The organism is Variovorax sp. RO1, assembly GCF_002849325.1.
In the GTDB taxonomy this organism is placed as follows: domain Bacteria; phylum Pseudomonadota; class Gammaproteobacteria; order Burkholderiales; family Burkholderiaceae_C; genus Variovorax.
The window spans coordinates 500569-525080 of the sequence record NZ_PKMT01000002.1 but is presented as its reverse complement, the minus strand read 5'-3'; the positions used below and the strand labels follow the sequence as shown (position 1 = coordinate 525080).

Annotated in this window: 23 protein-coding genes and 1 riboswitch; of the genes, 9 read left to right on the top strand and 14 right to left on the bottom strand. The window is 67.9% G+C overall.

What is annotated here, in order from left to right:
• Positions 1 to 284 precede the first annotated feature (284 nt).
• Genes rsmA through CY658_RS13655 form a run of 3 tightly spaced genes read right to left on the bottom strand, consistent with a single transcriptional unit; the run spans position 285 to position 5093 of the window.
• Positions 285 to 1052, bottom strand: coding sequence for a 16S rRNA (adenine(1518)-N(6)/adenine(1519)-N(6))-dimethyltransferase RsmA (rsmA, locus tag CY658_RS13665; RefSeq protein WP_101490728.1), 768 nt, complete (start codon positions 1050 to 1052; stop codon positions 285 to 287).
• A 26-nt stretch (positions 1053 to 1078) separates the two neighbouring features.
• Complete coding sequence (locus CY658_RS13660; RefSeq protein WP_101490727.1) at positions 1079 to 2482, bottom strand: peptidylprolyl isomerase; 1404 nt, start codon at positions 2480 to 2482, stop codon at positions 1079 to 1081.
• 19 nt (positions 2483 to 2501) lie between these two features.
• The gene (locus CY658_RS13655; RefSeq protein WP_101490726.1) at positions 2502 to 5093 is read right to left on the bottom strand and encodes an LPS-assembly protein LptD; all 2592 of its coding nucleotides are present in this window, start codon (positions 5091 to 5093) and stop codon (positions 2502 to 2504) included.
• Between the two features lie 133 nt (positions 5094 to 5226).
• Between CY658_RS13655 and CY658_RS13650 the strand changes: the two genes are divergently transcribed.
• The 5 genes from CY658_RS13650 (at position 5227) to CY658_RS13630 (ending at position 10448) form a co-directional block, all read left to right on the top strand.
• Entirely contained in the window at positions 5227 to 6324 is a 1098-nt protein-coding gene (locus tag CY658_RS13650) for an aminoglycoside phosphotransferase family protein (protein ID WP_101490725.1), read from the top strand.
• Positions 6325 to 6403: 79 nt separating this feature from the next.
• On the top strand, positions 6404 to 7135 hold the full coding sequence (locus tag CY658_RS13645; protein ID WP_101490724.1) for a 16S rRNA (uracil(1498)-N(3))-methyltransferase: 732 nt from the start codon (positions 6404 to 6406) through the stop codon (positions 7133 to 7135).
• Positions 7136 to 7239: 104 nt separating this feature from the next.
• Entirely contained in the window at positions 7240 to 8595 is a 1356-nt protein-coding gene (locus tag CY658_RS13640; RefSeq protein WP_101490723.1) for a M20/M25/M40 family metallo-hydrolase, read from the top strand.
• Positions 8596 to 8695: 100 nt separating this feature from the next.
• On the top strand, positions 8696 to 9163 hold the full coding sequence (locus CY658_RS13635; protein ID WP_101490722.1) for a YidB family protein: 468 nt from the start codon (positions 8696 to 8698) through the stop codon (positions 9161 to 9163).
• Between the two features lie 106 nt (positions 9164 to 9269).
• Entirely contained in the window at positions 9270 to 10448 is a 1179-nt protein-coding gene (locus tag CY658_RS13630) for an MFS transporter (RefSeq protein WP_101490721.1), read from the top strand.
• Between the two features lie 6 nt (positions 10449 to 10454).
• Here CY658_RS13630 and CY658_RS13625 read toward each other — a convergent pair whose 3' ends face one another.
• Positions 10455 to 11330 carry an alpha/beta hydrolase gene (locus tag CY658_RS13625; protein ID WP_101490720.1) on the bottom strand — a complete coding sequence of 292 codons (876 nt, stop codon included), beginning with the start codon at positions 11328 to 11330 and terminating at the stop codon, positions 10455 to 10457.
• On the bottom strand, positions 11327 to 12835 hold the full coding sequence (locus tag CY658_RS13620; RefSeq protein WP_101490719.1) for a M20 family metallopeptidase: 1509 nt from the start codon (positions 12833 to 12835) through the stop codon (positions 11327 to 11329). Before CY658_RS13620 ends, CY658_RS13625 begins: the two co-directional genes overlap by 4 nt.
• A gap of 92 nt (positions 12836 to 12927) precedes the next feature.
• Here CY658_RS13620 and CY658_RS13615 point away from each other — a divergent pair, with 92 nt between their 5' ends.
• Positions 12928 to 13710: a DUF72 domain-containing protein gene (locus tag CY658_RS13615; RefSeq protein WP_101490718.1), complete on the top strand. Its 783-nt coding sequence runs from the start codon at positions 12928 to 12930 to the stop codon at positions 13708 to 13710.
• Between the two features lie 21 nt (positions 13711 to 13731).
• On the opposite strand, the gene CY658_RS13610 is transcribed toward CY658_RS13615, so the two are convergent.
• On the bottom strand, positions 13732 to 14235 hold the full coding sequence (locus CY658_RS13610) for a bactofilin family protein (protein WP_101490717.1): 504 nt from the start codon (positions 14233 to 14235) through the stop codon (positions 13732 to 13734).
• Between the two features lie 113 nt (positions 14236 to 14348).
• Between CY658_RS13610 and CY658_RS13605 the strand changes: the two genes are divergently transcribed.
• Complete coding sequence (locus tag CY658_RS13605) at positions 14349 to 15281, top strand: ion transporter (RefSeq protein ID WP_101490716.1); 933 nt, start codon at positions 14349 to 14351, stop codon at positions 15279 to 15281.
• On the opposite strand, the gene CY658_RS13600 is transcribed toward CY658_RS13605, so the two are convergent.
• From CY658_RS13600 to CY658_RS13585, 4 genes are all read right to left on the bottom strand, one after another.
• Positions 15226 to 15813, bottom strand: a complete 588-nt coding sequence (locus CY658_RS13600; RefSeq protein ID WP_101490715.1) for an IMPACT family protein — start codon at positions 15811 to 15813, stop codon at positions 15226 to 15228. The two genes, CY658_RS13605 and CY658_RS13600, sit on opposite strands and share 56 nt — an antisense overlap.
• A 37-nt stretch (positions 15814 to 15850) precedes the next feature.
• On the bottom strand, positions 15851 to 16438 hold the full coding sequence (gene metW / locus CY658_RS13595; protein ID WP_101490714.1) for a methionine biosynthesis protein MetW: 588 nt from the start codon (positions 16436 to 16438) through the stop codon (positions 15851 to 15853).
• The gene (gene metX, locus CY658_RS13590; protein WP_101490713.1) at positions 16435 to 17595 is read right to left on the bottom strand and encodes a homoserine O-succinyltransferase MetX; all 1161 of its coding nucleotides are present in this window, start codon (positions 17593 to 17595) and stop codon (positions 16435 to 16437) included. The genes metW and metX overlap by 4 nt, the downstream gene beginning before the upstream one ends.
• 127 nt (positions 17596 to 17722) lie before the next feature.
• Complete coding sequence (locus tag CY658_RS13585) at positions 17723 to 18286, bottom strand: TMEM165/GDT1 family protein (protein ID WP_101490712.1); 564 nt, start codon at positions 18284 to 18286, stop codon at positions 17723 to 17725.
• 9 nt (positions 18287 to 18295) lie between these two features.
• Positions 18296 to 18482, bottom strand: a riboswitch (yybP-ykoY riboswitch).
• 259 nt (positions 18483 to 18741) lie between these two features.
• Between CY658_RS13585 and CY658_RS13580 the strand changes: the two genes are divergently transcribed.
• The gene (locus CY658_RS13580; protein ID WP_101490711.1) at positions 18742 to 19287 is read left to right on the top strand and encodes an RNA recognition motif domain-containing protein; all 546 of its coding nucleotides are present in this window, start codon (positions 18742 to 18744) and stop codon (positions 19285 to 19287) included.
• Positions 19288 to 19389: 102 nt separating this feature from the next.
• Here the strand turns inward: CY658_RS13580 and CY658_RS13575 are convergent, their stop codons facing one another.
• From CY658_RS13575 to CY658_RS13560, 4 genes are read right to left on the bottom strand one after another with little or no spacing between them, the layout of a single operon-like run.
• Positions 19390 to 20175 carry an SDR family oxidoreductase gene (locus CY658_RS13575; RefSeq protein ID WP_101490710.1) on the bottom strand — a complete coding sequence of 262 codons (786 nt, stop codon included), beginning with the start codon at positions 20173 to 20175 and terminating at the stop codon, positions 19390 to 19392.
• Positions 20176 to 20218: 43 nt separating this feature from the next.
• Positions 20219 to 20869 carry an LPS export ABC transporter periplasmic protein LptC gene (gene lptC, locus CY658_RS13570; RefSeq protein WP_180838945.1) on the bottom strand — a complete coding sequence of 217 codons (651 nt, stop codon included), beginning with the start codon at positions 20867 to 20869 and terminating at the stop codon, positions 20219 to 20221.
• Positions 20866 to 21414: a KdsC family phosphatase gene (locus CY658_RS13565; protein ID WP_062473615.1), complete on the bottom strand. Its 549-nt coding sequence runs from the start codon at positions 21412 to 21414 to the stop codon at positions 20866 to 20868. The genes lptC and CY658_RS13565 overlap by 4 nt, the downstream gene beginning before the upstream one ends.
• Positions 21414 to 22415, bottom strand: coding sequence for a KpsF/GutQ family sugar-phosphate isomerase (locus tag CY658_RS13560; protein WP_101490709.1), 1002 nt, complete (start codon positions 22413 to 22415; stop codon positions 21414 to 21416). The genes CY658_RS13565 and CY658_RS13560 overlap by 1 nt, the downstream gene beginning before the upstream one ends.
• An 86-nt stretch (positions 22416 to 22501) precedes the next feature.
• On the opposite strand from CY658_RS13560, the gene CY658_RS13555 reads away from it, so the two are divergent.
• On the top strand, positions 22502 to 24493 hold the full coding sequence (locus tag CY658_RS13555) for a monovalent cation:proton antiporter family protein (protein ID WP_101490708.1): 1992 nt from the start codon (positions 22502 to 22504) through the stop codon (positions 24491 to 24493).
• Positions 24494 to 24512 lie beyond the last annotated feature (19 nt).

The following is a 24512-nucleotide window of genomic DNA, read 5'->3' as shown; positions in this document are numbered from 1 at the left end:
GTTCTGCATCTACCAGCCAAGCAGAACGGGCGAACGAGGCTCAGCCCACCGCTGAAACCCTCGATGGCATCGAAGTCAACCCTGCCGCCACGGCAGCAACCGCTGCGGCCACCGCCGCCAGCACCGAGCCGGCCGGCGAGAAAATGCCGACCGACAAGCTCGTCGACGTGTCGCCTCTGGCGCTGCGCATGAGCAGCCCCTTCAACGCGGGCTACTGGCTGGCCGCGGCTTAACTGCTGCAGTCCGTCTCGTCAGAAAAAATGCCCGTCATCGACGGGCATTTTTCATGGGGGAACGGCCTGGGCCAGCGCGACGTATTCGGCAACCGGAACCTCCTCGGCGCGGCGCTGCGGGTCGAACGCTCCTTCGAAGCCGTGCGTCTCCAACCACTTGCCCAGCGTGTGCCGCAGGATCTTGCGGCGCTGGCTGAAGGCCACCTGCACGATCTCACCGAGCCGCGCTGCGTCGACCACCGGCGGCTGCGCGAGCGGCACCATGCGCACCACGGCGCTGTCCACGCGCGGCGGCGGATCGAAGCTCTCGGGCGGCACGAACAGCACGTTCTCCATGGCGTAGCGCCACTGCAGCATCACGCTCAAACGGCTGTAGTCCGACGTGGCGGGCTTGGCCACCATGCGGTCGATCACTTCCTTTTGCAGCATGAAGTGCTGGTCGGCGATCAGGTGGGCGTAGCCCAGCAGGTGGAACAGGATCGGCGTGGAGATGTTGTAGGGCAGGTTGCCGACCACGCGCAGCGGCTTCGGCTCGACCTTGGCTGCGAGTTCGGCAAAGTCCACCTTGAGCACGTCGGATTCGATGACCTCGAGCTGCGGATGCTCGCGCAGCCGCTTGGCCAGGTCGCGGTCAAGCTCGATGACCGTGAGGCGGCCGAGCCGTTCGACCAGCGGCTGCGTGAGCGCCGCCAGCCCCGGCCCGATCTCGACCATCGCATCGCCGGGCTGCGGCGCAATCGCCTGCACGATCTCGTCGATGATCCCGCCGTCGGACAGAAAGTGCTGCCCGAACCGCTTTCTTGCAATGTGTTGTGCCATCGCGGCCTAGAACGCTGCCGCGGCCATCAGGACTGCGGCGGCTCGCGGAATTCGACGTAGGCGCGCGCGCGCACTTCCTGCACCCAGGTGGTGAAGGCTTCTTCGACGCGCTGTTCGCGCAGTGCGGCGCGCGCGGCTTCGCGCTGCTCCGACTGGCTCAGCTTGGCTTCGCGGCGGCCGACCACCTGGATCAGGTGGACACCGAAGCGCGACACCACAGGGTCGCTGATCTGGCCCGGCGTGAGGCGGTCCATGGCTTCCTCGAACTCGGGCACGAACTGGCCGGGGCGCGACCAGCCGAGGTCGCCGCCTTCCTTGGCGCTGGCGTCCTGCGAGTTGTCGCGCGCCAGGCCGGCGAAGTCGGCCGTGCCGGACTGCACGCGGCGCTTGAATTCCTGCAGCTGCGCCACCGCCTGCGCGGTCGTGCGCTTGGGATCGTTCAGCAGCAGGATGTGGCGCACCTGGGTCTGGGTAATGGAAGCATCCGACGAACCCACCTGCGCCTTGGTCAGCACCTTGAGCACGTGGAAGCCGGCGCCCGAACGCACGGGTCCGGCGATGCCGTTCACCGCGGTCGATTGCGTGGCTTCGACGAACACCGGCGGGTAACGGTCGGCGCTGCGCAGGCCGAGCGCGCCGCCATTGGCGCGGTCGGGCGAGTCGGAGTTCTCGCGCACCAGCTTGGCAAAGTCTTCGCCGCTGCGCGCACGCTGCGCGAGGTCGGTGGCCTTCTTCTGTGCGGTCGCGATCTGCGCGTCGGTGGCGCTCTCGGGCACGGCCACCAGCAGCTGGGCGATGTTGAGGTTGAGCAGGGCGTTGTTCTTGACGGCGCTCTCGCGCTGGTCGCGCAGGTACTCGTCGGCCTCGGTGTCGCTGATCTTGACCTTCGACTCAACCTCGCGGTCGCGCAGGCGAGTGAGCAGCAGCTGGTCGCGCAGGTCGTTGCGGAATTCGCGCGGCGAGATGCCCTCGGCCACGACGCGGCTGCGCAGTTCGGTGAGGCTGATCTCGTTCTGGCGGGCCACGGTCTGCTCGGCCTGGTCGATCGCCACGTCATCGACCTTGATGCCGTTTTCCTTCGCGAGCTGCAGCTGTGCGCGCTCGGTGATCAGGCGCTCCAGCACGAGGCGCGTGAGTTCGGCGCGCGGCACGCGCTCGGCGTCCGGGTTCTCGCGGATCAGGCGCGTGACGCGCGACTGCACCTCGGTGTTGGTGATCGGCTCGGAGTTGACCAGCGCCACGATGTACTCGGCGGCGCGCTGCACCGGCGCCGCCGTGGGAGCGGCAGGGCGGGCCGTCGGCGGCACGATGCGGGGACCGGCGCGCATGATGTCCGTGATGCCGCTGCCGGAACGAAAGCCCTGTGCGCCGGCCGTTGCGGCGATGGCCGCAAGGCAACCCAGGGTGAGGAGGGAACGGATGTGTTTCATGGCGTGAACGGTCGTCGTTTCAGTCGTAATTGGTGAAGCGGCTCGGGGCTTCGGTCGGTTGACGCAGCGGCTGGTAACGCTGCACGTTCTGCCGCAGGGCCTGCATCGGGCTCGATCCGATGGCGGAGAACCCGACGAATTCGAGCTGGAACATGATGCGGGTGTTGGCCGTGACTTGGCCGGTGGTGATGCGTTGCAGCACCACGCGGCTGATCCAGCAGCAGCCGTCGTACTCGACCCCGAGCACGCCGTCCGTGAGCTTCTTGTCCTGCAGGCTGTAGTTGAGGCGGCCCACGGCGTACCAGCGTCCGCCGCCTTCGCCCTTGCCCGGACCGAGGTCCTTGCCCTTGTCGCCCCACAGGTCGTTGAGGGGCCATTGCCAGCCGAAGTCGATCGACTTGTTGCCGTCGGTGGCCGTGGGCGTGCTCGGTGCCTGATAGCGGAAGGCGGCGCTGAGGTTGCGGTACGGCCCCGGGTTGTAGCGGGCGCTGATCGCGCTGCGCGTGGAGCGGCGCGAATCGGGGTTGTACTGGAGCAGCGTGTCCAGGCTCCACTTGGGCGTCCAGTTGATCTGGGCGCCCAGCAGCAGGTCGCTGGTGCGGTCGGTGACCGGCGCGATGCCCGGCAGCGTGACTTTCTGGTCGGCGTAGCGGAAGCGCTGTGCGATGCCGAAGCGCACGGCTTCGACGCCGGTGCCGGGGTCGATCAGGCGCGACGTGACGCCCAGCGTGAGCGCGTTGGTGTCCGAGATGCGGTCGGCGCCCGAGAAGGCGTTCTCGGTGTAGATGGTCGCAAAGCTGAAGTCGTTGGCGGCCGAATCGTAGTTCGGCAGCATGCTCTGGTTGCGGTACGGCGTGTACACGTAGTACGCGCGCGGCTCCAGCGTCTGGCGGAAGGCGCGGCCGAAGTAGTTGGCGTCGCGCTCGAAAATCAGGCCGCTGTCGAGGCTGAAGGTCGGCACGACGCGGTTCGACGAGGTCTGGAAGAAGTACAGCTGGCTCGGGTTGTACGGCATCCCGTTCACGTAGTCGATGCCATTGACCGACACCTTCGGAATGGACGACTGCGGCAGGTAGTAGTTGTACGAGGTCGCGTGCAACTGCAGCTTGGGAATGATGAACGAGCTCGGCGTGAGGAACGGCCGGCTGATCGCCGCCTGCGCGAACACGCGATCGCCGTCGGGCTGCGACTGCTGGAGCAGGTCGAAGCCGGGCTGACCGGCCAGGATGGTGTTGACGCGAAAACGCGAGTAGTCGGTGTTCAGCGAGACGTCGAAACCGTGCCAGTCGTACTTGGCGTAGTTGGCCGTGATCTGCGGCATGCGGTCATACGAGGGCACGACCGGCGACAGGTTGTACTGCAGCGTCTGGTAGCGCAAGGCGCGCACGGCGCCGCTCCAGTCGCCCTTGACCCAGTTCAGCGAGCCTTCGTTCGGCAGTTGGCGCTGCGCCAGCGTCGGCGTGCGCGTGAAATCGCGCCAGTAGTCGTTGTCGCTGACACGGTTGATCGTGAGGCTGGCCGACAGCGAGTCGAGCCCCAGCGCCTTGGCATCGAAGTCGTGGCGATGGTTGAGCCACAGGCCCCAGCGCTTGCTGCCGTCGGGTTGCTTGCCGAGGTTCAGGTCCTTGAGCGCGATCTCGCCGTTGTTGAACCTCTGCAACTGCTCGGCGCGCGCCTCGTTGTAGCGCTGGCCCACGAGGCGGTCGCTGCCCATCAGGTCCAGGCGGATGCTGCCGCTGTAGTCCTTCTCGAGGTAGCGGAATTCGTTGGCCAGGTTGAGCCCGCGCTTGCTCATCAGCGTGGGCGTGATGGTGGCGTCGCGGTTGGGCGCGATGTTCCAGTAGTAGGGCTGCGCGACCTCGAAGCCGTTGGTGTTGTCCAGCCCGATGGTGGGCGGCAGCAGGCCGCTCTTGCGCTCGTTCGACAGCGGGAAGGTCACGCGCGGAATCGGCGGCGTCGTGATGCCCATGAAGCTCATCCGCGCGTCGATGGCGACGCCCTCGTTTTCCTCGGTGTCGGTGGTCAGCGTGGCGGCGGTCAGCAGCCAGGCCGGCATCCAGCCGGGGAAATCTTCGCGGCGGCAGGTGGTGTAGCTGGCGCGCCGCGCGATCGAGACGTTGGAGTCGACGAAGTCGATGCGCTCGGCCTCGCCGTGGCCACCGGTCGAGAGGAAGCGATAGCGCACGTTGTTGAAGAAGCCCTCGAAGGTCTCGAGCTTGAGTTCGAGCTCGGGGCCTTCGTACACGTTGCCGGCCTGGTTGACCCGCACATTGCCGGTGGCCTTGGCGCGGTCGTCGGGCTGGTAGTACTCGAGGCGGTCGGCCGTGATGGCGAGCGGGCCGCGGCGCAGCGTGGCGTTGCCCTCGACCACGGTCTCCAGGTCGGGGCGGCCGGAAATGCGGTCGCCGGTGACGAGGCTGGGCAGCTGGCTGCGTTGCGCGGGCGTGAGTGTCTCGGTGAGCAGCGGCGTGCGCTTCAGCGTGAGTGGTCCGTCGAGGACACCGGCCTGCTGGGCGAAGGCGCCATGCGCGTGCAACAACGCCAGCGACAGCACGGCCAGTGGCAGCGGCGGGCTCAAACGTCGCAAGGCGGCGCGTGGGGTCGTAGGCATCGATTCGGAACGAAAGATCGTCGGGGACGGCGCGGCAGGCCGGCGGGTTGCGGGGACCGGCAGCCACCCCGCCCGGCCGGATCGGCCTTGGGAAGGGGTGCCGCGCCAGGCGGATTTGTAGAATTGATTATCCATGACAGCACCTTCGACCCCGGCGTCCACGACCCCACACCCCGACCAGGCCATTCTCTGGACAGATCCGCAGCGGGCCGAAGCGTTCCAGGGCTGGCTGGCCGGCATCGCCGACACCCGTCAACTGCGCCCGGACACCGTCCGGCTGGCCTCGGCCGACGCGAGCTTTCGCCGCTACTTCCGCCTGGACACCACCGACGGCGGCACGCGCATCGTGATGGACGCACCGCCCGACAAGGAAAACAGCGCCCCCTTCGTGCAGGTGGCACAGCTGATGACCGAGGCCGGCGTGACGGCGCCGCAGGTGCTCGAATGGGACCGCGACCACGGCTTCCTGCTGCTGGACGACCTGGGCCACCAGACCATGCTCGACGTGATCGACCCGGCCCGCCCCGACGCCAACCGGCCGCTCTACGACCAGGCCATCGACGCGCTGATCCGCTGGCAGCTGGCCTCGAAACCCGGCGTGCTGCCGCCCTACGACCGGGCGCTGCTCGAACGTGAACTGGCGCTCTTTCCCGAGTGGTACATCGGCAAGCACCGCGGCGTGGCCGTCGAAGGCCAGCTGAAGGAACGCCTGGACCGCGCCTTCGCGCTGATCGTCGAGAACAACCTCGCGTCGCCGAGCGTGTACGTGCACCGCGACTTCATGCCGCGCAACCTCATGGTGGGCAGCGATGCCGGCCAGCCGCTGGGCGTGCTCGACTTCCAGGACGCGGTCTACGGCCCGATCACCTACGACATCGCCAGCCTGATGCGCGATGCCTTCCTCAGCTGGGACGAGGAGTTCGTGCTCGACATAACCATCCGTTACTGGACCGCGGCGCGCAAGGCCGGCCTGCCGGTCGACGAGGACTTCGGCGCCTTCTACCGCGCGGTCGAATGGATGGGCCTGCAGCGCCACCTCAAGGTGGCCGGCATCTTCGCGCGCCTCACGCTGCGCGACGGCAAGCCGCGCTACCTGGCCGACACACCTCGCTTCATCGCTTACATCCGCGCCACCGCCAGCCGCTACATCGAGCTGAAGCCGCTGCTGCGCGTGATCGACGAGGTCGAGGGCACCACGGCCGTCACGGGCTTCGCCTACGGCCGAGTCTGAAGAGAAACTGAAAAAAGCCGAAAAAGAAAACCGCTGTAGCGCCCGCACCACGGGCGTCGTCAGCTCCTGATTTCATAGCATGCCCCGTTTTCACTGCTCCGTGCCGCTGACCGCCGGCGCCAGCCTGGCGCTGCCGCCGGGCGCCGCGCGCCATGTGCAGGTGCTGCGCATGCAGCCCGGCGACACCCTCACCCTGTTCGACGGCGCGGGCGGCGAGTACAGCGCGACGGTCGAGCGCATGGGCCGCAGCGAGGTCGCCGTGATGGTCGGCGCCCACACGCCGGTGGAGCGCGAAGCGGCCCGCGCCGTGCACCTCGCGGTCGGCATGCCGGCCAACGAGCGCATGGACTGGCTGGTCGAGAAGGCCACCGAACTCGGCGTGACCAGCATCCAGCCGCTGGCCACGGCGCACGGCGTGCTGCGCCTGTCGGGCGAGCGCGCCGAGAAGAAGCGGGCGCACTGGGAAGCCATTGCCGTCGCGGCTTGCGAGCAATGCGGTCGCAACCGCGTGCCGGTGATTCATCCGGTGCAGTCCTTCGCGGGCTGGCTCGGCGGTGCTGCCGCCTCCGACGCTTCAGCGACGCGTCTGGTGCTGAGCCTGGCCGACGGCACGCGCGCCGTCACCGCCGTGGCTGCGAACACCCCGACCACGCAATCCGCGCTCGTGCTGAGCGGCCCCGAAGGCGGCCTCAGCGCCACCGAGGAGCAGGACGCCATCGCGCGCGGCTTCGCGCCGGCCACGCTCGGCGCACGGGTGCTGCGCGCAGAAACAGCAGCGCTCGCTGCGCTGGTGTCGCTCATCGGCGCCTGAGTGGTTCGGGGGGTGTTTTCCGCGAGGCGCCAAACGGGCGCCTGCGGAACAATGGCCGCTTCCTTTTCCTTGTTCAATCCGCCTCCCGGAAGGACCGCTCCCTCATGCCTCGTTCATCCCGCGCGTTTCGTCTCGCCCCTCTCGTTCTGGCCGCGCTGTGCGCCATGCCCGTCGTCCACGCCCAGAGCCAGGCTGTCGCGCCCACGCCGGCGCAGGTCAGCCCCGCGGTCGACCAGGCCTACACCCAGCTCATGGCCTCGCCTACGATCCGCAAGCTGTTGGAATCGGTCAAGGCCGACCACGAACGCACGGTCGAAGAACTGAAGACGCTGACCGAGATTGAGGCGCCGCCCTTCAAGGAACAGAAGCGCGCCGAAGCCTTCCTGGCGCGCATGAAGGTGCTCGGCCTGACCGACGCGAAGATCGACGCCGAAGGCAACGTGGTCGGCCTGCGCAAGGGCACGGGCAACGGCCCCAAGCTGCTGATCTCGGCGCACCTGGACACCGTCTTTCCGGCCGGCACCGACGTGAAGGTGAAGGAGCGCGACGGCAAGCTCTTCGCGCCCGGCATCGGCGACGACACGCGCGGCCTGTCGGTGCTGCTGTCGTGGCTCAAGGTGCTCAACGACAACAAGATTCAGACCGTGGGCGACCTGATGTTCGTCGCCAACGTCGGCGAGGAAGAGCTGGGCAACCTGCGCGGCATGAAGGCCATCTTCCGCGACCACCTCGACATCGACGGCATGGTCGGCCTCGAGCCCTCGGCCGATGGCCACGTGCTGGTGCTCGGCACCGCGAGCCACCGCTACGAGGTCACCTTCAAGGGCCCGGGCGGCCACAGCTTCGGCGCCTTCGGCCAGGTGCCCAGCGCGATCCACGGCATGGGCCGCGCCATCGCCAAGATCGCCGAAGTGCGCACGCCCAGCTTCCCCAAGACCACGTTCACCGTCGGCACCGTGGGCGGCGGCACCTCGGTGAACACCATCGCGCCCGATGCGCGCATGGCGATCGACATCCGCTCGGACGACATGGCCTCGCTGCTCGAGGCCGAGAAGAAGATTCTTGCGACGCTCGACGAGGCCGTGGCGGAAGAGAACAAGCGCTGGAACGTGAGCTCGCTGAGCGTGAGCACCAAGCTCATCGGCGACCGCCCGGGTGGCCGCACGGCGCCCGACTCGGTGATCGTCGAGGCCGCGACGCGCGCCAACAGTGCTTTTGGCCACAAGACCCTGCTGCGCGGCGGCAGCACGGATGCGAACGTTCCTATTTCGCTGGGCATCCCGGCCATCATCATCGGCGGCGGCGGCAAGTCGGGCGGATTCCACTCGCTGGCCGAGTCGATCGACGTGACAGATGCATGGAAAGGCGCGCAGAATTCGCTCGTCACCGTGCTGGGCTTGGTGGGCGTGCAAGGGGTCAATCCCGCATTGCTTCCCAAACGGCCTGCGCGGACCAAGTAATTTGTCACGATGCCAGCTTGAAAGTGGTCACTCCACCTTCGGCTTGCGGTCCGGGGCGTCGGAAAATGCCGCCGGTTCTGTCACACACCAAGGAAACGCCATGGGATTGCTCGATTCGGTACTCGGTCAGGTGCTGGGAGGCGCTGCACAACAACAGCAGCAACCGCAGGGCGGTGGCCTCGGGGGATTGGGAGATCTCGGAGGCCTCGCCGGCGCCCTGGGCGGTCTGCTTGCCAACAACGGCGGGCAGGGCGGCCTCGGCGGCATGGTCTCGAAATTCGAGCAGGCAGGCATGGGCGACGTGATCGGCTCGTGGATCGGCAACGGTGAAAACAAGCAGGTCTCGGGCGATCAGCTGCAGAACGCGCTGGGCGGCGACACGATCGCCGCCATCGCGTCCAAACTCGGCATCAACGCACAAATGCTGCTGCCGATGCTGGCCACCATGCTGCCGGCCCTCATCAACCAGCTCACGCCGCAGGGCAAGGTGCCCGAGCAAGGCCTCGGCAACCAGGACGACCTGCTGGGCTCGCTCAGCGGCCTGCTGCAAGGCAACAAGCCGACCTGAGCTGCCACCCGGCGAATTTCATTCTCAGAATTCCGGCGCCCGCGAGGGCGCTTTTTTTTTGGCCGGCGCCTTGCCTTCGTCGCCCAATCGCGTAGAACCGCGCCCCATGAATCGCAATCTGTGGCTCCTGGCCATCTGCCAGGGCCTGCTCCTGACCAACAACGTCACCTTCATCGCCATCAACGGTCTCGTGGGCCTGGGCATCGCGCCGCAGGGCTGGATGGCCACGCTGCCGGTGATGGGCTACGTGGTGGGCGGCGCGCTGAGCACGGGGCTGGTGGCGCGCACGCAGCAGCGCTTCGGCCGCCGCGGCTCGTTCCAGATCGGACTGGCGGTGGCGGTCGGCTCGGCGCTGCTGTGCGCCTACGCGGCATCCTCCAAGAACTTCTGGCTGCTGTGCTTCGCCACCCTGGTCGCGGGCTACTACAACGCCAACGCCGGCCTCTACCGTTTTGCGGCGGCCGAGCTGGCACTGCCGGCCTGGCGCGAGAAGGCCGTGTCGATGGTGATGGCCGGCGGCCTGATCGGCGCGGTGGCGGGGCCGAACCTGGCCACCTTCACGCGCGACGCCCTCTCCGTGCCGTTCGCCGGCGCCTACATCGCGCTGGCGGCGGTGGCGCTGCTGTCGATGGCGGTGATGCGCTTCATCGAATTCCCCCCGTCGCCGACGCGCAAGGAAGCGGCCGGCGGCAGGTCGCTGGGCGAGATCATGCGGCAGCCCGTGTTCATCGTGGCCGCTGCCGCGGGCGCACTGAGCTACGGCGTGATGAACCTGCTGATGGCCGCGACGCCCATCGCGATGCAGATCTGCAGCCTGCCGTTTTCCGACGCGGCGCTGGTGCTCGAATGGCACGTGATCGGCATGTTCGCGCCGGGCTTCTTCACCGGCCACCTGATCCGCCGCTTCGGCGTGCTGCCGGTGATGGGAGTGGGGCTGGCGCTCAACCTCGGCTGCATCGTGGTGGCGCTGTCGGGCGTGGAACTGCACCACTTCCTGGTGGCGCTGTTCCTGCTGGGCGTGGGCTGGAATTTCCTGTTCACCGGCAGCACGACGCTCTCGCTCACGGCCTACACGGCCGAGGAGCGCGACCGCGCCCAGGGCGCGCTCAACTTCTGCGTGTTCGCGACGCTGGCACTGACCTCGTTCGCCTCGGGCGTGCTGGTGACCACGCAGGGCTGGCAGCTGCTGAACTACGGCTCGCTGGTGCCGGTGGTGCTGACCGGTGCGGCGCTGTTCTGGCTCGCGCAGACCCAGCGCAAACAAGCCCTGGCCGCCAAGGCCTGAGCGACCTCAGGCGGCGAGCGTCGACTCGGCCGCGACCGGAAACCGCCGGTCGAGCCAGCGCTGCAGCGTGTCGAACACGGGCTCCGCGTCCAGCTCGTTGAAGAGCTCGTGGTACAGCGTGTCGAAGCACTTCGCCTCCACCTTGCCGCTGGGCGCCGCGGCCGCCGCGAAGGCGCGGCTCGCAGCCGGCCGCACGAGCCGGTCGTCACCCGCGTAGATCAACAGCGTCGGCACCGACCATTGCGCCGCATGCTGCTGCACCGTGGCGCCTTCGTGCGCGAGAAAGCGCGCCAGCCGGCTGCCGATGCGGTCGTGCGTGAGTGGATCGTCGCGGTAGGCCTGCACCACCACCGGGTCGTGCGAGAGGTAGTTGTCGTCGAGCCCGTTGCCCACGCGCAGGTTGGGTGCGATGCGCGGCAGCACGGCCAGCAGCATCTTCTGCACGCCATTCAGCCCCGGGTCGAGCCCCGGCGACGACAGCACCAGCGCATCGACCGGCCGCACGCCGCGCGCCACCAGGCTCGCAGCGACCAGGCCGCCCAGGCTGTGGCCCAGCAGCACCAGCGGCACGCCGGGGTTCTCGCGGCGCGCGTCGTCGATCACCAGGGCCAGGTCGTCGACCAGCCGCAGCTCGCTGGGCAAGCCGCCGCGTGCACCGGTGGACTCGCCGTGTCCGTGATGGTCATGCGCCCAGACCGCGAAGCCCCAGGCATGCAACTGCTTGGCGAGGCCGTGATAGCGCCCCGCGTGCTCGCCCAGCCCATGCACCACCACCACGACGGCGCGGGGTGCGCCGGCAACGGGCAGCCGCCGCAGCGCCAGCGTCTCGCCGTCCGACGTGGACAGCGACACGCGGTGCGGCAAGGGCAGCGCGTCGCTCAAGCCGCCACCGGCTCCGCAGCCGCCGCGCGGTGCGCGACCGGCAGGGCAGCGATGACCTCGGCCACGGCGGCCGTCAGCTTCTTGGCATAAGGCACGTGTAGGAACTCGTTGGGACCGTGCGCGTTGCTCTTCGGGCCGAGCACGCCGCAGACCATCATCTGCGCCGTCGGGAAGCCGGCGCTCAGCATGTTCATCAGCGGGATCGTGCCGCCCTGGCCGATGTAGCCGCACGAGGCGCCGAAGTGCGCGCGCGAGGCCTTGTTGAGCGCATCCTCGAACCACGGCGTGATGGTCGGTGCGTTCCAGCCGGTGGCGCCGCTGCCTTCGAAGGTGACGCGCGCCTGGTAGGGTGCGTTGTCTTCGAGCAGGGCCTTGAGCTTTTGCACCGTCTCGGCCGCATCGACCAGCGGCGGCAGGCGCAGCGACAGCTTGAAGGCGGTGTAGGGGCGCAGCACGTTGCCCGCGTCCTTCAGGGCCGGAAAACCTTCGGCGCCGGTCACCGACAGCGTGGGCTTCCAGGTGCGGTTGAGCAGGGCTTCAAGCGGGTCAGTGGTGGTCGGCAGCGCGAACATGGTCGAGCCGCCGCAGTCGTAGTGCGCCCACGGAAAGCGCTTGTAGACCTCCTCGCCGAGGATGGCGGCCGTGGCCTTGGCCTGCGCCAGGCGGTCGGCCGGCACTTCGCAATGGAAGCTCGCGGGCAGCAGGCGGCCGGTGGCGCTGTCTTCGAGGCGGTCGAGCACCTGCCGCATGATGCGGAAGCTCGAGGGCACGAGGCCCGAGGCGTCGCCCGAGTGGATGCCTTCGGTCAACACCTCGACCTTGAGCGTGCCGCTGGCCATGCCGCGCAGCGAGGTGGTGAGCCACAGCTGGTCGTAGTTGCCGGCACCCGAATCGAGGCAGATCACCAGCTCGACCTGGCCCAGCCGCGGACGCAGCGCGTCGACGTACGGCAGCAGGTCGTAGGAGCCGCTTTCCTCGCAGGTCTCGATGAGGCCGACGATGCGCGGATGCGCCACGCCCTGCGCCTTGAGGGCCTGCAGCGCGGCCACGCTGGCGTACACGGCGTAGCCGTCGTCGGCGCCGCCGCGGCCGTAGAGCAGGCCGTTCTCGTACTTGGGCGTCCACGGGCCGAGGTCGTTGCGCCAGCCGGTGAATTCGGGTTGCTTGTCGAGGTGGCCATACATGAGCACGGTCTCGGCCATGTTCGTGCCGGTGGCCGGCACTTCGAAGAACAGCACCGGCGTGCGGCCTTCAAGGCGCACGATTTCGAGCTTCAGGCCTTCGACCTTCTGCGCCTCGACCCAGGCCGCGGCGTTGCGCAGCACGGTCTCCAGGTAGCCGTTGGCCGACCAGTCCTTGTCGAAGCCGGGCGACTTGGCAGGAATGGCGATGTAGTCGGTGAGTTGCTTGACGATGTCGCCGTCCCATTGGGCGGTGACGTCAGAGAGGGCGCGCGTCGCGTCGAGCGTGCCGGCGGGCATTTCACGGTGCAGGGGGGCGTTCATCGGGGGGTTCTCCGCGGGGACGAAAAAACGCATTTTGCGCCTCGCGGCGAGCGCGCGTAGAGTGCGGGCGATCTCAAAACCCGGAGCGCAATGTGAGCAAGGCACCATCGACGCGGATCAAGGTGGGGATAGGCGGCTGGACCTACGAGCCCTGGCGCGACAACTTCTACCCCAAGGGCCTCGCGCAAGCGAAGGAGTTGAACTACGCCAGCCGGCAGGTCAGCGCCATCGAGATCAACGGCACCTACTACAGCACCTTCAAGCCCGAGACCTTCCGCAAGTGGCACGACGACACGCCCGACGGCTTCATGTTTTCGATGAAGGCCTCGCGCTTCACCACCAACCGCAAGGTGCTGGCGAGCGCGGGCGAGTCGATCCAGCGCTTCATCGACAGCGGCGTGGCCGAGTTGGGCGACAAGCTCGGGCCGATCGTCTGGCAGTTCATGCCGACCAAGCAGTTCGATGCGGAAGACTTCGAGGCGTTTCTGGAACTGCTGCCCAAGAAGGAAGGCAGCCGCGTGCTGCGCCACGTGATGGACGTGCGGCACGAGAGCTTCATCACGCCCGCCTACCAGGCGCTCGCGAAGAAGCACAAGGTGTCGACCGTGTTCACCGACGCCGACAAGTTTCCGTCCTTCGAGGAGCCCGAAGGCGACGTCGCCTATGCGCGGCTCATGATGGCCGACGCCAAGCTCAAGACGGGCTACGGGCCGAAAGCGCTCGACACCTGGGCCGAGCGCGCGCAGGGCTGGGCCGGCACGTCGGCCAAGCAACGCGACGTGTTCGTGTACTTCATCAACGGCGCCAAAGAAAAGGCACCGGCCGCGGCCGGTGCCTTGCTGGAGCGCCTGGGATGGGAGCCGCCGGCCGCCTGAAGGCGGCCTGCATCGGCTGGCTTACGACGCCTTGGCGCCGAAGCTGATTTCGCCCGACAGCTGGCCGCCTTCTTCGATCACGATCTTGCCGTAGCGGATCTTGCCGGTGACCTTGCCGGTCGAGTGGATGACGAGCTTTTCGCGCACGGTGAGGTTGCCGTCGAACACGCCGCGGATTTCGGCGATGTCGATTTCGGCCGAGCCCTTGAACTCGCCCTGTTCGGCGATCTGCATCAGGCGCGAATCCATGGTCGCTTCGACCAGGCCTTCGACCACGAGCGTGTCGCAATCGGTGATCTCGACGCCCTTGAGTTTGATGTTCGGGCCGACGGTGAGCTTGCTGCCGCCTTCCTTGGCAGCGGGAGCGGCTGCCACCGGGGCCAGGCCGGCCTGCGCGGTCAACGAGGAGGGATTGACGGGAGTGCCCGAGAGATTGGTGCCCGAACCAACCAGCGGTGCGGGACGGGAAGTCAGCGAGTCGGTGTCACGATCGCGCTTGCCGAAAAAGGGGGACTGTGTGGCCAATGGGGAGCTCCTCAAGAAAGGGGACTATCGTAAGAAGGCGCTCGCGGCATGCCGCACTTCATTGCGCAAGAAGCGTAACTGAATAAGTCGCCCGGCCCCATGACAATGCCCTCATGACCCGCCTGATTCGCCCGAACATCGAAGCCCTGTCCACGCCCTCCGACACCGACTCGCGGTTCGACAAACCCGCGCGTGGCTGGCGGCGCACGCTGTTCACCGTGATCTTCGAGGCCGACACGCCTGCCGGCCTGTGGTTCGACCTGACGCTGATCGCGGTGATCGTGATGAGTGTGCTGGTCGTCATTCTGGACAGCGTGCAGTCGATCCGCGACCAGTGGCGCCCTCTGTTCAATGGGCTCGAATGGATGTTCACCATTCTTTTCACGCTGGAGTACATCGCGCGGCTGTGCTGCGTGAACAAGCCACTGCGCTACGCGCTGAGCTTCTACGGCGTGATCGACCTGCTCGCGCTGCTGCCGACCTTTCTCGTCGCGCTCGCGCCCGAGCTGGCCTACCTGATCGACGTGCGCATCCTGCGGCTGTTGCGCGTGTTCCGCATCTTCAAGCTCTCGCGCTATTCGGTGGAATACCGCGCGCTGGTGTCGGCGGTGGCGTCCAGCCGCCGCAAGATCACGGTGTTCGTGGGCTTCGTGATGCTCGTGGTGCTGGTGATGGGCACGCTGATGTACGTGGTCGAAGGCCCGACGCACGGCTTCACCAGCATTCCGGTGGCGATCTACTGGGCCATCTCGACCATGGCCACGGTCGGCTTCGGCGACCTCGTGCCCAAGACCGACCTGGGCCGCGCGATTGCTTCCGTGATGATGCTGCTCGGCTGGGGCGTGCTGGCCGTGCCCACCGGCATCGTGACCGCCGAGATGACGCGGCGCGGTGTCGACGACGACCTGGCGGAGCCGATCGCGCTGGCCTCGCGCGGCGTGCTCGCCCTCACGGCAGAGCCGGCTTCAGGCAAGGCGCCGGCGAAGCGGCTCACGCCGTCGGCCAGGCGACGCGCCCTTGCGCAGCATCGTCGAGGCGCGCGATGAAGGCGTCGGCCTCGGGCGCGGGCAGCGCGAAGGCAAAGCGCACGTCGTCGCCGTGCTGCACGTCTTCGAGCACCGCGCCGATGGCGGCCAGCTCGCGCCGCACCAGCCCCTCGAACGCGTAGGGCACGGCGCACTCCAGGTGGCGCTGGCGCACGAGCGGCACCAGCGTGGCACCGAGCAGGGCCTGTGCCACGGCATCGGTGTAGGCCCGCACGAGGCCGCCGGCGCCGAGCTTCACGCCGCCGAAGTAGCGCACCACGGTGGCGAGCGAACCTTCGATTTCCTGATGGCGCAGCACCTCCAACATCGGGCGCCCCGCCGTGCCGCCAGGTTCGCCATCGTCGTTCGCGGCCGACTGGCCGCCGGCCATCAGGGCCCAGCACACGTGCGCGGCGCCCGGATGTTCGGCGCGCAGCGAGGCGACCACCGCCAGCGCCGCCGCGCGGTCGGGCACCGGCTGCACGCAGCCGATGAAGCGGCTTTTCTTGATGAGCAGTTCGCTGTGAACCGGCTGCGCGAGCGTGAAGCTCATTCCGACCCGATATCCGTGCGGTGCAAGGGCGGCGTGCTCAGCCGCCCCGCTCGAACTTGAAGACCGCGGTGCTGGCGCGCGCGTTGGGCAGCCAGCGCACGTCGCGGCCGTTCTGCAGGCCGAAGGCGTCGAGCACGCGCAGGTTGTTCTTGCCAGCCAGCACCTCGAAGTCCTTGTAGGTGCCGACGCGGATGTTGGGCGTGTCGTACCACTGGTACGGCAGGCGGCGCGTCACGGGCATGCGCCCGCGCGCCACGCTCAGGCGGTTGGGCCAGTGCGCAAAGTTGGGGAAGGCGACGATGCCGAAGCGGCCCACGCGCGCGGTCTCGCGCAGCATCACCTCAGCATTGCGCAGGTGCTGCAGCGTGTCGATCTGCAGCACGACGTCGAAGGTGGCGTCGTCGAACATCGCCAGGCCTTCGTCGAGGTTGAGCTGGATCACATCGACGCCGCGGCGAATGCACTGCAACACGTTGCCGTCGGCAATCTCCACGCCGTAGCCGGTGCAGCCGCGCTCGCGCTGCAACAGGTCGAGCAGGCTGCCGTCGCCGCAGCCCAGGTCGAGCACGCGCGAGCCCTTCGGCACGAGCTCGGCAATCAATCGTTGGTGTGCAAGGTCACTCATTGAAATTCCTTGGCGACGCGTTCGAAGTACGAGCGCACCACGCCCATGTAGCGCACGTCGTCGAGCAGGAAGGCGTCGTGGCCGTGCGGCGCGTCGATCTCGGCGTAGCTCACGTTGCGGCGGTTGTCGAGCAGCGCCTTCACGATCTCGCGGCTGCGCGCGGGCGAGAAGCGCCAGTCGGTCTTGAAGCTCACGAGCAGGAATTTGGCCGTGGCCTGCGCCAGTGCGGTGCTCAGTTGGCCGCCCTGGTGGCGCGCGGGATCGAAGTAATCGAGCGCGCGGGTGATCAGCAGGTAGGTGTTGGCGTCGAAGTACTCGCTGAACTTGTCGCCCTGGTAGCGCAGGTAGCTTTCGATCTGGAACTCGATGTCCTGCGTGGAATAGCGGTAGTCGAGCCCGGCCACTTCGCCCTCGACGGCGCTGCGCAAAATGCGCCCGAACTTGGCGTTCATCACGTCGTCGCTCAGGTAGGTGATGTGGCCGATCATTCGCGCGATGCGCAGGCCGCGCTTGGGGATCACGCCGTATTCGTAGAAGTGGCCGCCGTGGAAGTCGGGGTCGGTCACGATGGCGCGGCGCGCCACCTCGTTGAAGGCGATGTTCTCTGCCGTGAGGTTGGGCGCGCTGGCCACCACCACGGCGTGCCGCACGCGATCGGGGTACTGCAGCGTCCACGACAGCGCCTGCATGCCGCCGAGGCTGCCGCCCATCACGGCCGCGAGCGTCTGGATGCCGAGCGCGTCGAGCAGCACGGCCTGGGCATCGACCCAGTCTTCGACCGTGACCACCGGAAAGTCGGCGCCGTAGACGCGGCCGTTGGCGGGGTTGACGTGCATCGGGCCGGTCGAGCCGAAGCAGGAGCCGAGGTTGTTGACGCCGATCACGAAGAAGCGGTCGGTGTCCAGCGGCTTGCCCGGGCCCACCATGTTGTCCCACCAGCCCTCGGAGCGGGCCTGGCCCTCGTACACGCCCGCGACGTGGTGCGAGGCGTTGAGCGCGTGGCACACCAGCACCGCATTGCTGCGCTCGGCGTTGAGGGTGCCGTAGGTTTCGTAGGCGAGCGTGTAGCCGCTGATCGACGTGCCGCTGCGCAGGGCCAGCGGGCCTGCGAACTGCATCGACTGCGGGGTGACGACCAAAGGTGATGGCGACGACATGAATGAAAAAACCCGGCCTCGCCAAAAACGAGCCGGGTTCGGCAGCCGTCTTTAGCAGAATTTATAAAGCGCCCGCAAGCTGAAGCAAATCGGCGCCCGGCAAGTATAGCCCCGTGACTTTTTCCTGCTACCAGCCGACGATCATCACGACGCCCAGCACCAGGAAGATCGCCGCCGAGATGCCGTGCACGAGCTTGATCGGCACGCGCCGCACGATCTTGTCGCCCAGCCAGACGACCGGCGCATTGGCCAGCATCATGCCCAGCGTGGTGCCGACCACGACCCAGGCGTAGTCCTGCGTGAAGCGGGCGGCGAGCATGACGGTGGCGATCTGGGTCTTGTCGCCCATCTCGGCCAGGAAGAAGGCGATCACGGTGGTGCCGAAGACGCCGAACTTCGAGACGCCGGGGGCGTCGTCTTCATCGAGCTTGTCGGGAATCAGCATCCAGACGGCCATCGCGATGAACGAGCCGCCCAGAATCCAGCGCAGCACCTCGGGGCCGAGCCAGCGCGTGATGTAGTTGCCGACCGCGCCGGCCAACGCGTGGTTGACGACCGTGGCGACGAAGATGCCGAGCACGATCGGCCAGGGCTTCCTGAAACGCGCGGCCAGCAAAAGGGCCAGGAGTTGGGTCTTGTCGCCCATTTCGGCGAGCGCGACCACGCCCGTTGCAACGAGAAAAGCTTCCATGAGAGATGTGGGGTTCCTTGGGCCGAAGGACGCAATTGACCGCACAACACCTTCGGCCATATTCCCGAAGTTGTGCGGTCAAAGGTCTCGCCAGGTGTGTTCACTGCACGCGCCATGTCCTCGTGGGGCAAGGACAAGTCTGTTGACGCGGGCCCTTCTCGTAAGCGGAAGGCGGCTACTCCCCAATGACCCGCAAATTGTAGCCGCATCGTCAATTCCCCCGGCTCAAACAGGTAGGCGTGCGCTAACTTCTATTGGCTTCAAAAGTCGCTACCTCAGGACGCAAATTCATGCTTGCTTTTTTGATATTTCACCCATAATGCACGAGCCTCCCTCTTGATTTTGGGAGGGAGCAACTCGGTGATCGGTCAGTTTCGCGCGGCTCGGCGGCTCTCGTTTGAGTGATGCTTTCGGGACTCCATCGCTTTTCTTGATGTGTTTATAGGAGTCCCTTGATGGGCAACAAACTCTACGTCGGCAACCTGCCTTACTCGGTGCGCGACGGTGATCTCGAACAGGCCTTTGGCCAGTTCGGCGCAGTGACCAGCGCCAAGGTCATGATGGAGCGCGACACGGGCCGCTCGAAGGGCTTCGGCTTTGTCGAGATGGGCAGTGACGCGGAAGCACAGGCCGCCATCAACGGCATGAACGGCCAACCCCTGGGTGGTCGCAGCGTGGTCGTCAACGAGGCACGTCCCATGGAAGCACGCCCGCCCCGCAGCGGTGGTGGTGGCGGCTACGGCGGCGGTGGTGGTGGTTATGGCGGCGGTGGTGGCGGTGGCTACGGCGGTGGTGGTGGCGGCTACGGTGGTGGCGGCGGTGGCCGTTCCGGTGGTGGCGGCGGCTACGGCGGCGGCGGTGGTGGTCGTTCGGGCGGCGGCGGCGGTGGTGGCGATGGCGGTTTCCGCAGCCCCTACGGCGCAGGTCCCCGTGGCGGTGGCGGCGGTGGTCGCAGCGGCGGTGGTGGCGGCTACGGCGGTGGCGGCAACGGTGGGTACTGACCCCCGTTCACTTCTTCGCATGCCTCACGGCACACAAACACAAAAGGCTCCCTCGGGAGCCTTTTTTTTGGGCTGCGCGCCACTGCTCAGCGACGCAGCAGTTCAGGCTTCGCCGCTGCGCTTCTTGCGCGCCCGGCCCTGCACCGCGCGATCGAGCACGGCATTGGGCAGCAGGCGCATGACCTTCGCGACCACGCCCATCTGCCACGGAATCACGCGGTAGCTGGTGCCGGCCTCGATGGCCCGTAGCGCCTGGGCCGCAAAGTCTTCGGGCTGCATGAGAAAGGGCATGCCGTAGCGGTTGCCCTGCGTCAGCGGGGTGTCGATGTAGCCCGGGCACAGCGTGACGACCTTCACACCGCTGGTACGCAACTCCCCGCGCAGGCTCTCGCAGTACGCGACCACGCCGGCCTTGCTCGCGCAGTAGGCGCCGTGCCCCGGCAGTCCGCGGATGGCCGCAACGCTCCCGATGCCCACGAGCCGCCCGCTGCCGCGCTGCACCATGGCCTGCACGAAGGGATGGAAGGTGGCGGCCAGCCCCACGTTGTTGACGGCGAAGGTGCGCGCCAGCACGTCGAGGTCCGATCGATCGGCCGTGTCGATGCCGATGCTGATGCCGGCGTTGGCGATCACCACATCGGGCACGCCCTGGCGCGCGATGCAGTCGGCACCGGCGGCCACGATGCTGTCGGTGTCCGCCACGTCGGCGCCGTAGACCTGGTAGCGGCCCGCGTCCAACTGGCGGCCCGTGGCCCAGGTTTCGATCTCGCCCGTGCGCCTCGCGACCAGCGCCAGCCGGTAGCCCGCGTCGTAGAAAGACGCGGCCAAAGCCTGGCCGATGCCACTGGAAGCGCCGGTGATGAAGACGAGCGGTGCGGCGGTGGTCATGTATCGGTCGTCTCCCGGGAGCTTGTTTTTGTATTGCAGCCGCTCAGCGCGGCTTGCCCGCCGCGGCCGACGGCACCAGCATGCCGCGCACGCGGCCTGTGAGGTTGGCCACGCCGCTCAGGTTGTCGTAGTCGAGCGAATCGCCGACGAACTGGTCGCTGCCGCGAATGAGGGTGACCGGCTTGTTCGACTTCACCTTTTCGGTGTCGAGGAACGCGTGCAGGAACTCGCCGCGGAACTCCAGCCGCGGCGTGGCCTTGCCGCCCGCGCTGACCGCCGGTTCGCGGATCACGATGGCGTTGCCGAACAGCTGGATCTCGCTGCCGTCGGCATTCGACAAGCCCCGGTTCGCCGACGAGCGGGTGACCAGCCCCTCGGGCGAGATCGAGCGCATGCGCACCTGGTCGACCTCGATGGTGTCGGTGTCGGGGTAATGCCGCCCCTCGACGCCGTGCAGCTCGCTGCGCAGGTCGCCGTTGGGCAGGAAGTTCTTGATGACGAAGTCCCGCATGAAATAGTCGGGCTCGTGCGTGGGCGCGGCCTTGACCGTGGGCTCCAGCAGCTTGGGCGCGTTGCGCACCAGCCAGTAGGTGCCCAGCGCCACGCCGAACATCAGGATGATCGGCAGGTAGATGGTGCTGCGGTCGAGCACATCGCGCGTGAGGTTCCAGGCGCGTCGCAGCTGCGGGCTCATGGTCGGGGTCCCAAGGCAGCGTCGAGCAGCGGGCGGTACTGGCCGCAGGCCGTCAGCAGCAGGTCGCAGAATTCGCGCGCCGCGCCTTCGCCGCCGCGCGCGGTGGTGACATAACGCGCCACGGCACGCACCTCGGCGTGCGCGTTGGCCGGCGCCGCCGCGAAGCCGACGCGGGTCAGCACGGGCAGGTCGGGCCAGTCGTCGCCGATGGCGGCGGCCTGCGCCCAGGTGAAGCCGAGCTGCTTCAGCATGGCCTCGGCGGCGGGCAGCTTGTCTTCGGTGCCGTAGCGCACGTGCTCGATGCCCAGCGCCTCGAGCCGCACGCGCAGCGGCTTGGAGTCGCGCCCGGTGATCACGGCCGGCGTGATGCCGGCCTTGCGCAGCAGCTTGAGGCCGTAGCCGTCGAGGATGCTGAAGCGCTTGAGCGTCTCGCCGTGCTCGGTGAAGTACACGCCGCCGTCGGTCAGCACGCCGTCGATGTCGAAGAAGACGATGCGCACATCTTGCGCGGCCAGCAGGGTCTCGGCCTGGAAATCAAGCGGCATCAGATGACCTTCGCGCGCATCAGGTCGTTGGTGTTCACCGCGCCGACGATCACCCCCGCGCTGTCGATCACGAACAGGCGGGTGATGCCGCATTGCTCCATGAGTTCGGCCGCCTCCACCGCCAGCGCGTCGACGCGGATGGTGCGCGGGTCGCGGTGCATGATGTCGGCCGCCTTGGGCGTGCGCAGGTCGGCGCCGGCTTCGATCAGGCGGCGCAGGTCGCCGTCGGTGAAGATGCCCAGCGCCCGGCCGTCGGGCTCGACCACCGCAGCGGCGCCGAAGCCCTTGATGCTCATCGCGCGCATCAGCTCGCTGACGGTGGCCGTCGGCGGCACGCACGGCACCTCGTCGCCCGAGCGCATGACGTCGCTCAGATGGGTGAGCAGCTTGCGGCCCAGCGCGCCGCCGGGATGCGAACGCGCGAAGTCTTCGGAGCCGAAACCGCGCGCGTCGAGCAGGGCCACGGCCAGCGCGTCGCCCATGGCGATCTGCGCGGTGGTGCTTGCGGTGGGCGCGAGGTTCAGCGGGCAGGCTTCCTTGGCGACGCCGGCGTCGATCACGATGTCGGCATGGCGCGCCAGGGTGGAATCGGCACGGCCGGTGATGGCGATCAGGGGCACGCCCTGGCGCTTGACCACCGGCAGCAGCACGGTGAGTTCGTCGACCTCGCCGCTGTTGGAGATGGCCAGCACGAGGTCGACCGACTTGATCATGCCGAGGTCGCCGTGGCTGGCTTCGGCCGGGTGCACGAACATCGCGGGCGTGCCGGTGGAGGCGAGGGTGGCGGCGATCTTGCGGCCGACATGGCCGCTCTTGCCCATGCCCATCACGACCACGCGGCCGCGCACTTCAAGAATCTTGCGCACGGCCTCGACAAAACTCGGACCGACGCGGGCCTTCAGGCCGAGGACGGCTTCGGCTTCGATGTCGAATGTGACGCGTGCCCGGGCCAGGATGGCTTCGGGGTCGACCATGGGGGTCGGGGCGGGGCGGGAGCTCATCGCCGGATTTTACGAGGCGGGCGCGGTCGGCGATCACATGGCCCGGGGAAGCCCGGGGCACGGACATTGCTCTAGCATCGGCGCCTATGTCTTCGTTCGATCTCACGCTGTTGTATCTGTTGGCCGCGGTGATCGGCGTGGTGGCCTGCCGGTCGCTGAAGCTGCCGCCGATGCTGGGCTACCTGTCGGCCGGCGTGCTGATCGGGCCGCATGCGTTTGCATTGACGGGAAGCACCGAGACCGAAGGCATCCGCCACCTGGGCGAATTCGGCGTGGTGTTCCTGATGTTCGTGATCGGGCTCGAGTTCAGCCTGCCCAAGCTGCGCGCCATGCGCAAGCACGTGTTCGGGCTGGGCCTGCTGCAGGTGCTGCTGACCATGGCGCTGGCCACCGTCGGCGCGCTGCTCATTGCCACGCAGCTGCCGCCGGCCTGGCAGCTGGGGTGGCAGACCACGCTGGCGCTGTCGAGCGCGCTCACCATGAGCAGCACCGCCATCGTGGTCAAGCTCATGGCCGAGCGGCTCGAGCTGGAGAGCGAGCACGGCAAGCGCGTGATGGGCGTGCTGCTGTTTCAAGATTTGGCCGTGGTGCCGCTGCTGGTGCTGATTCCCGCCCTGGGTGCGCCGCCCGAAGCACTGGCCAAGGCGCTGGGCTTTGCGCTGGTGAAGGCGACCTTCCTCATCGGCCTGCTGCTCTACGGCGGGCCGCGCATCATGCGCTGGTGGCTCACGCTGGTGGCGCGGCGGCGCAGCGAAGAGCTCTTCATCCTGAACGTGCTGCTGATCACGCTGGGCCTGGCCTGGCTCACCGAGCTGGCCGGCCTGAGCCTGGCGCTGGGCGCCTTCATCGCCGGCATGCTGGTGTCGGAAACCGAATACAAGCACCAGGTCGAGACCGACATCCGCCCCTTCCACGACGTGCTGCTGGGGCTGTTCTTCATCACCGTCGGCATGTCGCTCGACTGGCACATCGTGGTCGAGCGCTGGCTGCTGGTGGCCGTGCTGCTGCTGGTGCCGTTGCTGTTCAAGCTGGGGCTGGTGACGGTGCTGGCGCGGGTGCTGGGCGCGACCTCGGGCGTGTCGCTGCGCACCGGCCTGTACCTGGCGCAGGCCGGCGAGTTCGGCTTCGTGCTGCTCACGCTCGCGCAAGAGCGCAGCCTGCTGCCGCCGTGGCTGGCCAACCCGGTGCTGGCGTCGATGGTGCTGTCGATGCTGGCCACGCCTTTCATCGTGATGTACAGCAACGCCGTCGTGCGCAAGCTGGTGGCCAGCGACTGGCTGCAGCAGTCGCTGCAGATGACGAGCATCGCGCGCAAGACCATCAACACCGCGCAGCACGTGATCATCTGCGGCTACGGGCGCTGCGGCCAGAACCTGGCGCGCATCCTGGAGCGCGAAGGCATTCCCTACATGGCGCTCGACCTCGACCCCGACCGCGTGCGCCAGGCCGCTGCGGCCGGCGATTCGGTGGTGTTCGGCGACGCGGCCCGGCTGCAGGCGCTGATGGCGGCGGGCCTGGCGCGCGCCAGCGCGGTGGTCGTCACCTACCTCGACGTGGGGGGCGCGATGAAGGTGCTGGCCAACACCCGCGCCCACGCGGCGCACGTGCCGGTGATCGTGCGCACCCAGGACGACCACGACCTCGAGAAACTGCAGGCCGCCGGCGCGACCGAGGTGGTGCCCGAGGCCATCGAGGGTTCGCTCATGCTTGCGAGCCATGCGCTGGCGCTGGTCGGCGTGCCGATGCGGCGCGTGATCCGCGTGGTGCAGGACCAGCGCGACGCGCGCTACAACCTGCTGCGCGGCTACTTCCACGGCGCCGACGACGACAACGCCGACGAGATCGATCACGAGCGGCTGAACAGCTTCACGCTCACGCCGGGCGCACGCGCCATCGGCCAGACGCTGGGACGGATGGCGCTGCCGACGCTGGGTGTGCGCGTGGCCAACCTGCGCCGCCAGGACGGTCAGGCGCGCGTGCCGGACGACGACACGCTGCTGTCGGACGGCGACACCCTGGTGCTGTCGGGCAAGCCCGCCGCGCTGGCGATTGCCATCGAGCGACTGCAGAAAGGCTGAGGCTGCCGGCGCGGGCGCA

Bases quoted from the DNA above. Each gene is read 5' to 3' on its own strand.
- CY658_RS13640 (WP_101490723.1), top strand. From the start codon at position 7,240: ATGCCTCGTTCATCCCGCGCGTTTCGTCTCGCCCCTCTCGTTCTGGCC.
- lptC (WP_180838945.1), bottom strand. From the start codon at position 20,869: ATGAGCCCGCAGCTGCGACGCGCCTGGAACCTCACGCGCGATGTGCTC.
- CY658_RS13565 (WP_062473615.1), bottom strand. From the start codon at position 21,414: ATGCCGCTTGATTTCCAGGCCGAGACCCTGCTGGCCGCGCAAGATGTG.
- CY658_RS13580 (WP_101490711.1), top strand. From the start codon at position 18,742: ATGGGCAACAAACTCTACGTCGGCAACCTGCCTTACTCGGTGCGCGAC.
- CY658_RS13620 (WP_101490719.1), bottom strand. From the start codon at position 12,835: ATGAACGCCCCCCTGCACCGTGAAATGCCCGCCGGCACGCTCGACGCG.
- metW (WP_101490714.1), bottom strand. From the start codon at position 16,438: ATGAGTGACCTTGCACACCAACGATTGATTGCCGAGCTCGTGCCGAAG.
- CY658_RS13660 (WP_101490727.1), bottom strand. From the start codon at position 2,482: ATGAAACACATCCGTTCCCTCCTCACCCTGGGTTGCCTTGCGGCCATC.
- CY658_RS13655 (WP_101490726.1), bottom strand. From the start codon at position 5,093: ATGCCTACGACCCCACGCGCCGCCTTGCGACGTTTGAGCCCGCCGCTG.
- CY658_RS13555 (WP_101490708.1), top strand. From the start codon at position 22,502: ATGTCTTCGTTCGATCTCACGCTGTTGTATCTGTTGGCCGCGGTGATC.
- CY658_RS13605 (WP_101490716.1), top strand. From the start codon at position 14,349: ATGACCCGCCTGATTCGCCCGAACATCGAAGCCCTGTCCACGCCCTCC.
- CY658_RS13650 (WP_101490725.1), top strand. From the start codon at position 5,227: ATGACAGCACCTTCGACCCCGGCGTCCACGACCCCACACCCCGACCAG.
- metX (WP_101490713.1), bottom strand. From the start codon at position 17,595: ATGTCGTCGCCATCACCTTTGGTCGTCACCCCGCAGTCGATGCAGTTC.
- CY658_RS13560 (WP_101490709.1), bottom strand. From the start codon at position 22,415: ATGAGCTCCCGCCCCGCCCCGACCCCCATGGTCGACCCCGAAGCCATC.
- CY658_RS13630 (WP_101490721.1), top strand. From the start codon at position 9,270: ATGAATCGCAATCTGTGGCTCCTGGCCATCTGCCAGGGCCTGCTCCTG.
- rsmA (WP_101490728.1), bottom strand. From the start codon at position 1,052: ATGGCACAACACATTGCAAGAAAGCGGTTCGGGCAGCACTTTCTGTCC.
- CY658_RS13645 (WP_101490724.1), top strand. From the start codon at position 6,404: ATGCCCCGTTTTCACTGCTCCGTGCCGCTGACCGCCGGCGCCAGCCTG.
- CY658_RS13575 (WP_101490710.1), bottom strand. From the start codon at position 20,175: ATGACCACCGCCGCACCGCTCGTCTTCATCACCGGCGCTTCCAGTGGC.
- CY658_RS13600 (WP_101490715.1), bottom strand. From the start codon at position 15,813: ATGAGCTTCACGCTCGCGCAGCCGGTTCACAGCGAACTGCTCATCAAG.
- CY658_RS13635 (WP_101490722.1), top strand. From the start codon at position 8,696: ATGGGATTGCTCGATTCGGTACTCGGTCAGGTGCTGGGAGGCGCTGCA.
- CY658_RS13585 (WP_101490712.1), bottom strand. From the start codon at position 18,286: ATGGAAGCTTTTCTCGTTGCAACGGGCGTGGTCGCGCTCGCCGAAATG.